The following is a 12,157-nucleotide window of genomic DNA, read 5'->3' on the forward strand; positions in this document are numbered from 1 at the left end:
AGCACGGTGAGGGTTAGATAAGGAACCTTCGTTTTTTGTGGTGTGAGCCATATCTGGCAATACGGGCAACACCGACACCGCGCCGTGACCTTTCCGTGGCCGCGCCGAGGCGGGACAACGTGCCGAGGCCCCCGGACCGAAGGGGTCCGAGGGCCTCGCGGGACCGGGCCGGAAGGCCCGGCGCAACAGGGGGAGGGCTACGCCTTGACGTTCTCCTTCTCCAGCTCGTCCTCGTCCGGCTCCCGCCCCGGCGTCGGCAGGTTGAACTTGGTGATCGCGAAGCGGAACACCGCGTAGTAGACGACGGCGAAGCACAGGCCGACCGGGATGATCAGCCAGGGTTTGGTCGCCAGGCTCCAGTTGATGACGTAGTCGATCAGACCGGCCGAGAAGCTGAAGCCGTCCTTGATGCCGAGCCCCCAACTCACCGCCATGGAAACGCCGGTGAGCACCGCGTGGATCGCGTACAGCAGCGGGGCGATGAAGACGAAGGAGTACTCGATCGGCTCGGTGATGCCCGTGACGAACGAGGTCAGGCCGACCGAGAGCATCATGCCGCCGACCTCCTTGCGGCGGTGCGGCTTGGCGCAGTGCGCGATCGCCAGGGCCGCCGCGGGCAGCGCGAACATCATGATGGGGAAGAAGCCGGTCTGGAACTGGCCCGCCGTCGGGTCGCCCGCCAGGAAGCGCGGGATGTCACCGTGCACCACCGTGCCGTCGGCCTTGGTGAAGTCGCCGAACTGGAACCAGATGAAGGTGTTCAGGAACTGGTGCATGCCGATCACCAGCAGCGCGCGGTTGGCCACGCCGAAGATGCCCGAACCGGCCGCGCCCAGGTCGACGAGCCACTTGCTGAAGCTGGTCAGCGCGTCACCGACCGGCGGCCACACCCACAGGCACAGCACCGAGAACACGATCGCGATCCCGGCCATGATGATCGGCACGAGCCGGCGCCCGTTGAAGAAGCCCAGCCAGTCGACCAGCTTCGTGCGGTGGAAGCGCTGCCAGAAGTACGCGGTCAGCAGGCCCATCACGATGCCGCCGAAGACACCCGGGTTCTGGTACGTGGCCAGCACGGCCGAGCCGTCCTTGGCGACACACGCGCCGGCCGCCAGCGTCGACCCGGCGGCGCAGTCCTTGGGGAACTGCTGGAGCACCCCGTAATAGACGAGGAATCCGGCCACCGCGGCCAGCGCGGTCGAACCGTCCGCCTTCTTCGCCATGCCGATCGCGACACCCACGCAGAACAGCAGCGGCAGCCCGAGCGAGCCGTTGAGCAGGGCGCCGCCCGCGCCCGCGAACACCTTGGCCACGTCGTTCCAGCCGAGGCCGGTCTTGCCGAACACGTCGTCCTGGCCGAGCCGGTTGAGGATGCCCGCCGCGGGCAGCACGGCGATCGGCAACTGGAGGCTGCGGCCCATCTTCTGCAGCCCCTGGAACAGCCCGTTCCACCACTTGGGCTGCGGTACTGCGGCCGCACTGCTGGCGCTCATCGGCAACCTCCTGGCTTGCGGAACAAGCCGGCTCGGACGGTCGTTGCACACTGGTGTAGACCAGTTGCGGTATCGTCCGGAGGGACCCCTCGCGGGGGCATGGCTCCGGTGATCGCCATCCTTGGTCAGGCACAATGCGCTCGCGCGCATAGCTGGGCCAAACGTGGGTTACCGTGACAAAGCGGACCTACCGTGGGCCGACACAGCGTTCTTCACGAACCAGGAGAGACACATGGCCAGCAAGGCTGAGAAGATCGTCGCCGGCCTCGGCGGTATCGACAACATCGAAGAGGTCGAAGGCTGCATCACGCGCCTGCGCACCGAGGTCATCGACCCGAGCAAGGTCGACGAGGCCGCCCTCAAGGCCGCCGGCGCCCACGGTGTCGTCAAGATGGGCACCGCGGTCCAGGTCGTCATCGGCACGGACGCCGACCCGATCGCCGCGGACATCGAAGACATGATGTGAGCGACCCGCTCAGCGAAAGGCCCCCTCCCCGACCAGGAGGGGGCCTTTCGCGTCCAGGGACGCGGCCCCGCCCGGACCGACGGCCCACCATCGAACGGGTGCCCGGGCGCGGCCCCGGAGCCCGCGCCGCCACGGGCTAGGCTCAGGGGCATGTCTCGAATCGACGGCCGCACCCCCGAACAGCTCCGCCCCGTCACCATCGAACGCGGATGGAGCAAGCACGCCGAGGGCTCCGTCCTCATCTCCTTCGGTGACACCAAGGTCTTCTGCACCGCCTCCGTCACCGAAGGCGTCCCCCGCTGGCGCAAGGGCAGCGGCGAAGGCTGGGTCACCGCCGAATACTCGATGCTGCCCCGCTCCACCAACACCCGCGGCGACCGCGAGTCCGTGCGCGGCAAGATCGGCGGCCGCACCCACGAGATCTCCCGCCTCATCGGCCGCTCGCTGCGCGCCGTCATCGACTACAAGGCGCTCGGCGAGAACACCATCGTCCTGGACTGCGACGTCCTCCAGGCCGACGGCGGCACCCGCACCGCCGCCATCACCGGCGCCTACGTCGCCCTCGCCGACGCCATCACCTGGGCCCAGGGCAAGAAGCTCGTCAAGCACGGCCGACAGCCGCTGACCGGCACCGTCTCCGCCGTCTCCGTCGGCATCGTCGACGGCGCCCCCCTGCTCGACCTCTGCTACGAGGAGGACGTCCGCGCCGAGACCGACATGAACGTCGTCTGCACCGGCGACGGCCGCTTCGTCGAGGTCCAGGGCACCGCCGAGGCCGAGCCCTTCGACCGCAAGGAACTGAACGCCCTCCTCGACCTCGCCACCGGCGGCTGCGCCGACCTCGCCGCCCTCCAACTCCGCGCCCTGGCCGCGGTGTCGGGAGAGTAGACAAGCAACCCGGGGGAAGGCTCCCCGCGTCACCACGAGTACGGGCGCACGGACCGACCGCGCGCCCGTCCGTCGCTTCCGGAACCCTTTCCGGAACCCCTGGGGGAGGACCCGACCGATGCGCCGAACCGTGCTCGCCGCCGCCACCGCGGCCCTGGCCGTCACCGTCACCGCGGGCTGCGGAGCGGTCGACAAGGCCATGGACTGCGTCAAGACCGCGGACGCCATCGGCACCAGTGTCGACAACCTCGGCAAGGCGGTCGGCAACGCCACCGACGACCCCACCCGGGCCGACCGGGCGCTCGACGACATCGACAAAGAGCTGTCGTCCCTGAAGAACAAGACGGGCGACGCCGACCTGTCCAAGGCCGTCGACGACCTCAACAAGGCCGTCGGCAACGTCCGTACGGCCATCAGGAACGGCGACCACACCCCCGACATCAGCGGCGTCACCAGCGCCGCCAAAGAGGTCGGCAAGGTCTGCACGCCCTGAGGCCCCGGGGCGGTGCGATCCCGCGCTCCCCGGATACTGGGACCATGACGCGCCTGATCCTCGCCACCCGCAACACCGGCAAAATCACCGAACTCCACGCCATCCTGGCCGCGGCCGGGCTGCCGCACGAACTCGTGGGCGCCGACGCGTACCCCGAGGTCCCCGACGTCAAGGAGACCGGCGTCACCTTCGCCGAGAACGCGCTCCTCAAGGCGCACGCGCTGGCCCGGGCCACCGGCCTGCCCGCCGTCGCCGACGACTCCGGCCTCTGCGTGGACGTCCTCAACGGCGCCCCCGGCATCTTCTCGGCCCGCTGGTCGGGCACCCACGGCGACGACCGGGCCAACCTGGACCTGCTGCTCGCCCAGCTCTCCGACATCGCCGACGAGCACCGCGGCGCCCACTTCGCCTGCGCGGCGGCGCTCGCCCTGCCCGACGGCACGGAACGCGTGGTGGAAGGCCGCCTCCTGGGCACCCTGCGCCGCACCCCGGCCGGGACGGGCGGCTTCGGCTACGACCCGATCCTCCAGCCGGAGGGCGAGACACGCACCTGCGCGGAGCTGTCGGCCGACGAGAAGAACGCGATCAGCCACCGCGGCCAGGCCTTCCGTGCACTGGTGCCGGTGGTGCGGGAGCTGCTGGGCTGAGACACGGGAAAGGGCGCCCCGTTGTCCGGGGCGCCCTTCGCCGTGGTGCGGCCGATGGGATTCGAACCCACATGGGCGAAACGCCCAGAGGCACCTAAAACCTCCGCTTATACCATTCAGCAACGGCCGCCAGCCGCCTGCCATGGTACTGGCAAGCTGCCGATCCGGCGCAGGAGTTCCCGCCTCGGGGCGCTGCGCCGGAACGTACTGCCGCAGAGCGGTGGGCTCAGATGCCCAGGTCCTTGATGATCTTGGCTACGTGGCCGGTCGCCTTCACGTTGTACAGGGCGCGCTCCACCTTTCCCGCCTCGTCCACGACGACCGTGGAGCGGATGACTCCCGTGACCGTCTTGCCGTACAGCTTCTTCTCGCCGTACGCCCCGTACGCCTCCAGGACCTCCTTCGAGGGGTCGCCCACCAGCGTGACCTTCAGGGACTCCTTCTCGCGGAACTTCGCCAGCTTCTCCGGCTTGTCCGGGGAGACGCCGATGACGTCGTACCCGGCGCCCGCGAGCAGCTCCAGGTTGTCCGTGAAGTCGCACGCCTGCTTGGTGCAGCCGGGGGTCAGGGCGGCCGGGTAGAAGTAGACGATGACCTTGCGGCCCTGGTGTGCGGCGAGCGAGACCTCGTTGCCGTCGGCGTCGGGCAGGGTGAAGGCGGGGGCGGGGTCGCCGGGCTGAAGTCGCTCGCTCATGGGAATTCCTCCGGAAAGGCCGAGGGTGGGGCGTACACCGACAGAGCCTAATGGGGGCCTGTGACAGTGCATCGGCCACAGAGCTGACAGACTGTGGATGACGGATGACCCCATACGACCACCGGAGGCGGCGCAGTGTCGGATGCCAGGACCCCTGCGCAGATCGAGGCGGACATCAGGAGCCGGCGGGACCAGCTCGCCGTGACCCTCGACGAGATCGGGGTGCGGCTGCACCCGTCCACGATCGTCGGCGATGCCAAGGCCAGGTTCGCCTCGGCCGTGGACCACACGGCGGGCCGGGCCTACGTCGCGGTGAACCGCACGGTGAGCGACGTGAAGGCGCAGTTCGTGTCCGAGGACGGGGCGCCCCGCGTGGAGCGGATCGTGCCGGTCGCGCTCGTCGCGGTCGGCCTGGTGGGACTGCTCGCGCTGTCCGCGAGGAAACGGCGGGCCTGACCCTTCGGCGTACGTCCGGCGCCGGGCCGGGTAGGTTCGACCCGTGAGCGAGAACACCCACGACAAGCTGCCCATCCGGATGCTGCACGACCGTGTGCTGGTCCGGTCAGACACCCCCGAGGGCGAGCGGCGTTCGGGCGGCGGCATCCTCATTCCGGCCACCGCCGCCGTCGGTAAACGGCTGGCCTGGGCCGAGGTGGTCGCGGTGGGCCAGAACGTGCGCACCGTGGAGCCGGGCGACCGGGTCCTGTACGACCCCGAGGACCGGGCCGAGGTGGAGGTGCGGGGCGTCGCGTACGTGCTGATGCGCGAGCGCGACCTGCACGCCGTGGCCTCCGAGCGGGTGTCGGTGGACGCCACCGGGCTGTATCTGTAACCACGTCGCACGAAAGGGCTGGTGACCGCGGTCACCAGCCCTTTCGCATGCCCTTTGCTACCGTGGTGGGACCCCGACGAGACGCGTCGTACCGGGTCAGGACAAGACGACGCACCCCGTATGTGTTCGCGTCCTTCGGAGGTGCCGTCATGGCATGGGTCCTGCTCGTCGTCGCCGGTCTGCTCGAGGTGGGCTGGTCGATCGGGATGAAGTACACCGACGGTTTCACCCGGCTCGTGCCCAGTGTGCTCACGGGCGCCGGGATCGTCGCTTCGATGTTGCTGCTCTCGCAGGCCGCCAAGACGCTGCCGATCGGCACCGCGTACGGCGTGTGGGTCGGGATCGGCGCGGCCGGGGCGGCGGTGCTCGGCATGGTGGTGCTCGGTGAGCCGGCCACCGCCGCCCGGATCTTCTTCGTCTGTCTGCTCCTCGTCGCGGTCGTCGGCCTGAAGGCGACGAGCGGGCACTAGGCGCCGGGAGACATCCGCGGGCTACGGGTTGCGCGGACCGCGGGGGCGGTCGGCGAGGCCCGTGGTGGTGCCGCCCGTTCCGGCGGTCGTGCCCGTGTTGGTGGCGCCGCCGTTGTCGGTGCCCCCGGTGTTGGTGCCTCCGTCCGTGGCGCCGCCCTGGGTCTGCCCCTGCGTCTGGCCCTGGTTGAGGCCGCCGTTGGTGCTGCCGCCGTTGTCGGCGCCGCCCTGCGTCTGCCCCTGGGTGGGGCCCTGGTTCTGGCCCTGGGTCTGTCCCTGATCGCGGCCGCCGGTCCGGCCCTGGTCCTGGCCCTGGGTCTGTCCCTGGTTGCGGCCGCCGGTCCGGCCCTGGTCCTGCCCCTGCGTCTGGCCCTGGTTCTGCCCCTGGGTCTGGCCCTGGTTGCGGCCGGGTGTCTGCGACTGGAACGGGTTCGGGGCGGGCGGTTCGACGGGGGCGTTCGCGCCGTCCTGGAGTTCCAGGTCGAAGTCCTTGGCGTCGCTGCCCCGCAGGGCGCCCTTGGTGTACTGGGCCCAGATCTGCGCGGGCGGTCCGCCGCCGTTCATGCGAGGGAAGCCGAGGGCCCCGTACAGCGGCTGCTGCACCGCCGTGTCGGGGTCGGCGCCCATCAGCGCGACCACGGTGGCCAGGTCGGGGGTGTAGCCCGCGAACCAGGCGGCCTTGTCCTGTTCGGCGGTGCCGGTCTTGCCCGCGGCGGGCCGCCCCGCGGCCTGTGCGGCGGTGCCGGTGCCGCCCTCGACGACGCTCTGCAGCATGGACGTCGTGGTGTCGGCGGCCTCCCGGCTGACGGCCTGTTTGTCGTCCTGCGAGGGCAGTTCGGTCTTCTCGCCGTCCTTGGTGACCGATTCGACCATCGTGTACGTGCCGTGGCGGCCGTGGCCCGCGAGCGTCGCGTACGCCTGCGTCATGTCGAGCACGCTCGCCGTGGCCGGGCCGAGCGCGATCGAGGGGGAGGCGGTGAGGTCGGGGGTCTCGGCGGGGATGCCGAGGTCGACGGCGGTCTGCTTGACCTTGGAGGGGCCGACGTCGACGGCCATCTGCGCGTACACGGCGTTGACGGACTTGTCGGTGGCGGTGCGCACGGTGATCTGCCCGTAGGAGGCGTCGTCCTCGTTGGCGGGTGCGTAGGTGCCGCCGTCCCAGCCCTGCACGGGGCGCTTGTTGGTGCCGTCGTAGACGGTGTTGGGGGTGATGGTGCGGCCGTCCTGGGTCTTGGAGCCGTTGACGACCGCGGAGGTGAAGACGAACGGCTTGAAGGTGGAGCCCACTTGGAAGTCGCGCCGGGTGGCGTTGTTGACGTACTGCTTGGTGTAGTCGATGCCGCCGTACATCGCGAGGACCTTGCCGGTCGCCGGGTCGATGGAGGCGCCGCCCACACGGACGTTGCGGTCGGCCTTGCGGTCGGTGCTCAGCTTGGAGTTGACCGTGTCGTCGACGGCCTTCACGAAGGCGTCCTGCTTGTCCTTCTGGAAGGTGGTGGTGATGCGGTAGCCGCCGGTCGCGAGGGTGTTCTCCTCGATGATCTTGTTGCTGGTGAGGTAGTCCTTGACGGCCTCGACGAGATAGCCGCGCTGGCCCGCGAGTCCGGCCCGCGGCTTGACCTTTCCGGGAACGGGGAAGGTGGTCGCGGCCCGCTCGGAGGCGCCGAGCCACTTCTTCTTGACCATGCCGTCGAGCACGTAGTTCCAGCGGGCGAGGGCTCTCGGCTTGTTCTCCGGGTGCGCGATCACGTCGTACGCGCTGGGGGAGTTGAGCAGCGAGGCGAGGTAGGCGCCCTCGGCGGTGGTGAGCTTCTCGACGTCCTTGCTGTAGTACGCCTGGGAGGCGGCCTGGATGCCGTAGGCGTTGCGGCCGAAGTAGCTGGTGTTCAGATACCCGGCCAGGATGTCCTCCTTGGTCTCCTCGCGATTCAGCTTGATCGCGATGAAGAACTCCTTCACCTTGCGGGTGACGGTCTGCTCCTGGCCCAGGTAGTAGTTCTTGACGTACTGCTGGGTGATGGTGGAGCCGCCCTGGGTGCCCTTGCCGGTGAGCGTGTTCCAGGCGGCGCGGACCATGGCCTTGGGGTCGACGGCGCGCTCGGAGTAGAAGTCCCGGTCCTCGGCGGCCAGGACGGCGCGCTGCACGGTGAGCGGGACCTGGGAGAGCTGGACGTTCTCGCGGTTGATCTCGCCGTCGGAGGCGAGCTGGGTGCCGTCGGCGTACAGGAAGACGTTGGACTGGGCGGTGGCCCCCGCGTTGGCGGCCGGGATCGACACGAGCGTGTAGCCGGCGATGAATCCGCCGATGAGCAGCAGGGCGCAGAGCAGGACGAGGCCGAGCACCAGGCGCCAGCGGGGCACGAAGCGGCGCCATCCGGTGCGCCGGGGCGGCTTGCCGTCGCCCGGGGGAGGCCCGCCGGGCGCCGCTCCGTCCTGGCCGCCGTCCGCCGCGTCGGCGGCCCGCTGGGCGGGTCCTTCGGCGGCGGGGTCCCGGGGCGCCCACTTCCGCGGCGCCTCGTGTCCGGGCTGCGGGGGCTCCGGCTGCTCGTCGTCGCTCATGTCTCTCCGGCCGTGCTTCTCGCGTCGTGTGGGCGGTATGGGGTGATTCGTTCTGCAAGGACATCTTGCATGCCGCGCGGCGGAAATTCCGTCGCGAAGGGCCGTGGGGCTGGGCTAGGCTCCTGCGCTTTGGTGTCCATGGCGGGGAGGGGGCGTTCGTGCGGCTGTACGGAGTCGTGGCCGCGGGTGGGTTCCGGCGCTATACGACGTACCGGGTCGCCACCGCGGCAGGGGTGTTCACCAACACTGTCTTCGGCGTCATCGTGGCCTACACCTATATAGCCCTGTGGGACCAGCGCCCCAACCTCGGCGGCTACGACCAGTCCCAGGCGCTCACCTATGTGTGGATCAGCCAGGCCATGCTGATGACGGTCAACATGTTCGGCGGAGGCTTCGCGGACGAGCTGATGGAACGCATCCGTACGGGTGACATCGCGATCGACCTCTACCGTCCCGCCGACCTCCAGCTGTGGTGGCTCTCGGCCGATCTGGGCCGGGCGCTGTTCCACTTCCTGGGGCGCGGGGTGGCCCCGCTCGCCTTCGGCGCCCTGCTCTTCGACCTCGCGCTGCCCACCGAGCCGCTGACCTGGCTCGCCTTCCTCCTCGCGGTCCTGCTCGGCGTGGTGGTGAGCTTCGCGCTCCGCTTCCTGGTGGCGCTCACGGCGTTCTGGCTGCTCGACGGGACCGGCGTCGCGGCCCTCGTGTCGATCGCGGGCCTGTTCTTCTCCGGGATGATGCTGCCGCTCAACGCCTTCCCCGGGCTGCTCGGCGAGGTGGCCCGCGCGCTGCCGTGGTCCTCGCTGCTCCAGATCCCGGCGGACGTCCTGATGGGCCGGCACCGGGGCTGGGGCCTGCTCGGCGCGTACGGCTTCCAGCTCGGCTGGGCGGCGGCGCTGCTCGGGGCGGGCCGGATGCTCCAGTCCGCGGCCGTGCGCAGGGTGGTGGTGCAGGGTGGCTGACCCGATGACCGAACGGCGGCCCGCGCCGGGTGTGTGGGCGACATACCGGATGATCGCCGGCATGTGGATCCGCTCCACACTCGCCTACCGGGCGTCGTTCGCGATGATGCTGGTCGGGAACTTCCTGGTGACCGCGTTCGACTTCGTCGTGATCGCGCTGATGTTCTCGCAGGTCCGCTCCCTTGGCGGCTACTCCTTCGCCGAAGTGGCGTTCCTGTACGGGACGTCGACGACGGCGTTCGGCCTCGCGAACGCGGTGCTCGGCTCGATCGACCGGCTGGGCGCGCGGGTGCGCGACGGCACGCTGGACACCCTGCTCGTGCGCCCCGCGCCGGTGCTCGCCCAGGTGGCCGCCGACCGCTTCGGCCTCCAGCGCCTGGGCCGCCTTCTGCAGGGCGTCATGGTCCTGGTCGGCGCGGTGATCGCCCTGGACCTGCACTGGACGGTTCTGAAGGTGCTGCTGGTGCCGATGATGCTGCTCAGCGGCACCGTGATCTTCTGCGCGGTGTTCGTGGTGGGCGCGGCCTTCCAGTTCTGGGCCCAGGACGCGGCCGAGGTGCAGAGCGCGTTCACCTACGGCGGCCAGACGCTGCTCCAGTACCCGCCGACAGTGTTCGCCAAGGACATGGTGCGGGGCGTCACCTTCATTTTGCCGCTGGCCTTCGTGAACTGGCTGCCCGCGCTGTACGTCCTGGGCCGCCCCTACCCGCTGGCCCTGCCGCAGTGGCTCGCCTTCACGCCCCCGCTCGTCGCGGCCGCCTGCCTCGCGCTGTCGGGCCTCGCCTGGCGGCGAGGCATCCGCGCCTACCGCAGCACGGGAAGCTGACCGTGCCCCTCATCTCGCCTGCCCAGAACGGGAGTTGACCCGATGGACCACGTGACCCCGGACAGGGGAGCGGACAAGGACACGGACCTGATCGAACTCGACGGCGTGGAGAAGGTCTTCGACGTACGCCGCAAGGTGGGTCGGCTCCGCCGGGAGAAGCGGCAGGTCAGGGCGGTCGACGGGATCAGCTTCCGGGTGCCGCGGGGCGAGGTGGTCGGCTACATCGGACCCAACGGGGCCGGAAAGTCCACCACCATCAAGATGCTGACCGGCATCCTCACGCCGAGCGGGGGCCGGCTGCGGGTCGCGGGCCTCGACCCCTCGCGCGAGCGCACCAGGCTGGCCCAGCGCATCGGCGTCGTCTTCGGCCAGCGCACCACCCTGTGGTGGGACCTGCCGCTGTACGACTCCTACCGCCTCGCCCACCGCATGTACCGCATCCCCGACGCCCGCTTCCGCGAGAACCTCGACCGCTGCGTGGAACTCCTCGACCTGGGCAGCCTGTTGGACGTCCCCGTACGTCAGCTCTCGCTCGGTCAGCGGATGCGCGGCGACATCGCGGCGGCGCTGCTGCACGATCCGGAGGTCCTCTACCTCGACGAGCCGACGATCGGGCTCGACGTCGTCAGCAAGGCGAAGGTGCGGCAGTTCCTGCGCGACCTGAACGCCGAACGCGCCACCACGATCCTGCTCACCACGCACGACCTGACCGACATCGAGCAGCTCTGCCGACGCGTGATGGTCATCGACCACGGGCGTCTGATGTACGACGGCGCTCTGGCCGGGCTGCACGAGGCGGGCGAGAGCGAGCGCACCCTGGTGGTCGACCTGGAGCGTGAACTTCCGCCGGTGGAGGTCGAGGGCGCCCGCGTGGTGAAGGTCGAGGGCCCCCGCCAGTGGCTCGCCTTCCCGGCCTCGGCGTCGGCGGCGCCGCTGGTCGCGCGCATCGCGGAGGCCTATCCGCTGGTGGACCTGTCGGTGCGGGAGCCCGACATCGAATCGGTGATCGCCCGCATGCTGTCCTCGATGGAGACGGTCCCCCAGGCTCCCGACGACCGGGCCCTTCACTAGGCTTCGCGCTATGACGAGTGAACCAACGGGTGGGCTGCCGGAGATGCGTGCCTCGGACGCCGAGCGGGAGCGGGTCGCCGAGTCGCTGAGGGACGCGGTGGCCGAGGGGCGCCTCGACATGGAGGAGTTCGAGCAGCGCCTCGAGGCCGCTTACACGGCGCGTACGCACGGGGAGTTGGAGCCGCTCGTCCGCGATCTGCCGGCGCCCGGCACGGTGGCTCCGGCGGCCCCCGCCCCCCGCCGCACCGGGGACGAGACCGAGATCCACTGGCCGTCCCGCATCGGCCACCCGCCGACCTCCAAGGGAGGCTTCGCCCTCTGGAGCGGCTTCTCCCGCAAGGGAAGCTGGACGGTGGCGAAGAAGTTCACCGCGTTCGCCATGTGGGGCGGCGGCGCCATCGACCTGCGCGAGGCCCGCTTCGAGGACCGCGAGACCGTGCTGCGGCTCTTCACGATCATGGGCGGCATCGGCGTGACCGTACCGCCCGAACTGAACGTCCGCGTCAAGGGCTTCGGCATCATGGGCGGCGTCGACGGCAACAAGGCCAGCGGCGAGGGCACCCCCGGCTCCCCGAACGTCACGATCGTGGCGTTCGCCCTGATGGGCGGCATCGGAGTGGACCGCAAGCTCCGCAAGGCGCAGAAGGAGAAGCTGCGCCTGGAGAAGCGTGAGGAGAAGGGCCGCAAGGAGCTGGGGTGAGGCGGGGGCGGGTCTGGGCCCCTCGACTCCCCTGATCGGGCGGCCGGTTGACGGCGCGAGGC

14 protein-coding genes, 1 tRNA gene and 1 riboswitch are annotated in these 12,157 nt (G+C 70.3%); of the genes, 11 read left to right on the forward strand and 4 right to left on the reverse strand.

All coding sequences use genetic code 11. The features are described from left to right. Window positions 1-197 precede the first annotated feature (197 nt). Window positions 198-1,493 (reverse strand): PTS transporter subunit EIIC, encoded by a 1,296-nt coding sequence (locus DT019_RS11430; RefSeq protein WP_114036647.1) that lies wholly within the window; start codon window positions 1,491-1,493, stop codon window positions 198-200. A 232-nt stretch (window positions 1,494-1,725) separates the two neighbouring features. On the opposite strand from DT019_RS11430, the gene DT019_RS11435 reads away from it, so the two are divergent. The 4 genes from DT019_RS11435 to rdgB all read left to right on the forward strand — a co-directional run bounded on the left by DT019_RS11435 (window position 1,726) and on the right by rdgB (window position 3,987). After that, on the forward strand, window positions 1,726-1,959 hold the full coding sequence (locus tag DT019_RS11435) for a glucose PTS transporter subunit EIIB (protein ID WP_114036648.1): 234 nt from the start codon (window positions 1,726-1,728) through the stop codon (window positions 1,957-1,959). A gap of 150 nt (window positions 1,960-2,109) precedes the next feature. Further along, window positions 2,110-2,847: a ribonuclease PH gene (rph, locus tag DT019_RS11440; protein WP_114036649.1), complete on the forward strand. Its 738-nt coding sequence runs from the start codon at window positions 2,110-2,112 to the stop codon at window positions 2,845-2,847. 118 nt (window positions 2,848-2,965) lie between these two features. After that, a complete protein-coding gene (locus DT019_RS11445; RefSeq protein ID WP_114036650.1) occupies window positions 2,966-3,340 on the forward strand; it encodes a hypothetical protein in 375 nt (124 codons plus the stop codon). Window positions 3,341-3,384: 44 nt separating this feature from the next. Continuing rightward, window positions 3,385-3,987: an RdgB/HAM1 family non-canonical purine NTP pyrophosphatase gene (gene rdgB, locus DT019_RS11450; RefSeq protein WP_114036651.1), complete on the forward strand. Its 603-nt coding sequence runs from the start codon at window positions 3,385-3,387 to the stop codon at window positions 3,985-3,987. Window positions 3,988-4,030: 43 nt separating this feature from the next. On the opposite strand, the gene DT019_RS11455 is transcribed toward rdgB, so the two are convergent. Both DT019_RS11455 and bcp read right to left on the reverse strand, forming a co-directional pair. Further along, window positions 4,031-4,117 (reverse strand) — tRNA-Leu (locus DT019_RS11455). A 96-nt stretch (window positions 4,118-4,213) separates the two neighbouring features. Next, entirely contained in the window at window positions 4,214-4,681 is a 468-nt protein-coding gene (bcp, locus tag DT019_RS11460) for a thioredoxin-dependent thiol peroxidase (protein ID WP_114036652.1), read from the reverse strand. Between the two features lie 135 nt (window positions 4,682-4,816). On the opposite strand from bcp, the gene DT019_RS11465 reads away from it, so the two are divergent. From DT019_RS11465 to DT019_RS11475, 3 genes are all read left to right on the forward strand, one after another. After that, window positions 4,817-5,137, forward strand: a complete 321-nt coding sequence (locus DT019_RS11465; protein ID WP_114036653.1) for a DUF3618 domain-containing protein — start codon at window positions 4,817-4,819, stop codon at window positions 5,135-5,137. A 43-nt stretch (window positions 5,138-5,180) separates the two neighbouring features. Next, complete coding sequence (locus DT019_RS11470; RefSeq protein ID WP_114036654.1) at window positions 5,181-5,513, forward strand: GroES family chaperonin; 333 nt, start codon at window positions 5,181-5,183, stop codon at window positions 5,511-5,513. A gap of 45 nt (window positions 5,514-5,558) precedes the next feature. After that, a riboswitch (guanidine-III (ykkC-III) riboswitch) is annotated at window positions 5,559-5,629 on the forward strand. 33 nt (window positions 5,630-5,662) lie between these two features. After that, a complete protein-coding gene (locus DT019_RS11475) occupies window positions 5,663-5,983 on the forward strand; it encodes a DMT family transporter (protein ID WP_053729493.1) in 321 nt (106 codons plus the stop codon). 21 nt (window positions 5,984-6,004) lie between these two features. On the opposite strand, the gene DT019_RS11480 is transcribed toward DT019_RS11475, so the two are convergent. After that, complete coding sequence (locus DT019_RS11480) at window positions 6,005-8,539, reverse strand: transglycosylase domain-containing protein (RefSeq protein ID WP_114036655.1); 2,535 nt, start codon at window positions 8,537-8,539, stop codon at window positions 6,005-6,007. A gap of 158 nt (window positions 8,540-8,697) precedes the next feature. On the opposite strand from DT019_RS11480, the gene DT019_RS11485 reads away from it, so the two are divergent. Genes DT019_RS11485 through DT019_RS11500 form a run of 4 tightly spaced genes read left to right on the forward strand, consistent with a single transcriptional unit; the run spans window position 8,698 to window position 12,095 of the window. Further along, complete coding sequence (locus tag DT019_RS11485; RefSeq protein WP_114036656.1) at window positions 8,698-9,498, forward strand: ABC transporter permease; 801 nt, start codon at window positions 8,698-8,700, stop codon at window positions 9,496-9,498. Window positions 9,499-9,502: 4 nt separating this feature from the next. Next, a complete protein-coding gene (locus DT019_RS11490) occupies window positions 9,503-10,324 on the forward strand; it encodes an ABC transporter permease (RefSeq protein ID WP_114036657.1) in 822 nt (273 codons plus the stop codon). A 42-nt stretch (window positions 10,325-10,366) separates the two neighbouring features. Further along, window positions 10,367-11,395 carry an ATP-binding cassette domain-containing protein gene (locus DT019_RS11495; RefSeq protein WP_114036658.1) on the forward strand — a complete coding sequence of 343 codons (1,029 nt, stop codon included), beginning with the start codon at window positions 10,367-10,369 and terminating at the stop codon, window positions 11,393-11,395. A 43-nt stretch (window positions 11,396-11,438) separates the two neighbouring features. Then, window positions 11,439-12,095 carry a DUF1707 domain-containing protein gene (locus DT019_RS11500; RefSeq protein ID WP_114036659.1) on the forward strand — a complete coding sequence of 219 codons (657 nt, stop codon included), beginning with the start codon at window positions 11,439-11,441 and terminating at the stop codon, window positions 12,093-12,095. Window positions 12,096-12,157 lie beyond the last annotated feature (62 nt).

It is taken from the genome of Streptomyces sp. SDr-06 (assembly GCF_003324565.1).
GTDB lineage: Bacteria > Actinomycetota > Actinomycetes > Streptomycetales > Streptomycetaceae > Streptomyces.